The sequence below is a fragment of the Spiroplasma sp. ChiS genome (genome assembly GCF_002968355.1).
GTDB lineage: Bacteria > Bacillota_I > Bacilli_A > Mycoplasmatales > Mycoplasmataceae > Spiroplasma > Spiroplasma citri.
On sequence record NZ_PUUH01000083.1, the window covers coordinates 1 to 1,740 of the forward strand.

Consider the following 1,740-nt stretch of genomic DNA (forward strand, 5'->3'; position numbering starts at 1 on the left):
ATTATTATCAACAATTAAATTAGGTAAATTTTTTTCTTCACCATTTCAACGATAAACTTTGAAAAGATCCCCATAGTTTTTATTTCAAAAATGATTATTAGTACTACCCAAAAATGATTTTACTAAAATAATTATTATCAACAATTAAATTAGGTAAATTTTTTTCTTCACCATTTCAACGATAAACTTTGAAAAGATCCCCATAGTTTTTATTTCAAAAATGATTATTAGTACTACCCAAAAATGATTTTACTAAAATAAATAAACACCCTATTATTTTAATATTTAATAAAAGTTTATAATTATTATAATTATCTAAAGTTTTTATTTCTTGTCAATTATAATTTTTAAATCTAACAATTCTTCAATCATCATTTTTATCACCTCGCCATACTACATAATAATACTTATTATAAACTGTATTAAATGGTTTTTCTTGTGGACAAATTCATTCTAAGTTTTCTTTTATTTCTTTGCAATTTGTGCATATTTGGTTTTCTTGTTTTAGTTGTTGTAATTCATCTTCGTTATATTGTGGTATATTATTACAAGCAACTAGACTTGTTGTGCTTGTTCCTAGTAATGTAATTGCTCCTAAAAAACTTAATCATTTTTTCATTTTTATTATCCTTCCTTCTTTCTTAAACTTTTGGAATTGCTGCTGGTAAAACAACATCAAATTCTTTTTCGCCATGTGCTCTATTTTTTCCACTAATTATTATTGTAATTTTTTTGGATATTGTTAAATCAATTTCTCGCGGCTGAAGGTGATTAAAATAATCTTTAAAAGCAATTATAAAATCATTTTCTGTTAATGACTCATCAATTGTTTTAATTGATTCTAAAACTTTAGATTTTAAGGACAAAAATAATTCATATTCTTTTACTGCGTTTGGTTTATTAGCATTAATTATAATGGGAGGATTAATAGAATTAATAAATAAAATATTTTTATCAATCTTTCATTTTAGTTTTTGATTTTCATCTTTTAGTTTTTGATTTTCATCTTTTAAGTTTGGTTCTGTATTATTAACTACTGGTTTTCCACAAGATATTAAATTTGTTGTTCCAATTGTTATTAAACCTACTAAACTTAAAATACTTAATAATCTTTTCATAAAAATCATTTCCTTTCTTAATATTTTTTTATATAAAAATTATATAATGAATGATGCAAATTTAATGATTATTTATCAAAAATATAATTAAAATATAAATATTCAAAAATAATATTTATTTTGATAATATATTAGCAGTATCAAACAACAATTTTAATTTTAAGAAAGGAAATAAAATATGTATCAAATTTGTGAAATGTGTAGAAAAAAAGACTTACAAAAATATATGACTGGTTTTAATGATTCTTTTTTTGTCAAAAATGTGAATTTAAAGGAACGGCAGAAAAAACATTAAAAGAATTAGAAAAAACAGAAAAAATAAAATACAGTAAAGATGAAAGAAAAAAACATTTAGATGATTTAACAAAAAAATTTGAAAGACAAAACAAAAAAATGATTAAAGATTATCAAAATTTTAAAAATAAATCATTAGATAAAAAAGATTTAAATGAAAAAGTAAAAAAATATTTAGAACTTTATAAAAAAAGTTATAAATTAGCAAAGAAAGCAATTGCACTTATCGATATAATTATTGAACTAGATATTGAAGAAACAAAAGAAGAAAATAATGAACTTGTTAATACGGTTAATAAATATCAAGATATAAAAAAAGAAGAATTTT

At 20.6% G+C, this 1,740-nt stretch carries 3 protein-coding genes; 1 reads left to right on the plus strand and 2 read right to left on the minus strand.

Features of this window, described 5'->3' with window-relative positions; translation table 4 throughout:
- Nucleotides 1-103: 103 nt before the first annotated feature.
- Both C6B38_RS03085 and C6B38_RS03090 read right to left on the minus strand, forming a co-directional pair.
- Nucleotides 104-619, minus strand: a complete 516-nt coding sequence (locus C6B38_RS03085; protein WP_105298618.1) for a lipoprotein — start codon at nt 617-619, stop codon at nt 104-106.
- A gap of 22 nt (nt 620-641) precedes the next feature.
- Complete coding sequence (locus tag C6B38_RS03090) at nt 642-1,118, minus strand: lipoprotein (RefSeq protein ID WP_105298619.1); 477 nt, start codon at nt 1,116-1,118, stop codon at nt 642-644.
- A 393-nt stretch (nt 1,119-1,511) separates the two neighbouring features.
- On the opposite strand from C6B38_RS03090, the gene C6B38_RS03095 reads away from it, so the two are divergent.
- A partial coding sequence (locus C6B38_RS03095) for a hypothetical protein (RefSeq protein ID WP_146693285.1) occupies nt 1,512-1,740 on the plus strand: 229 nt, incomplete at its 3' end.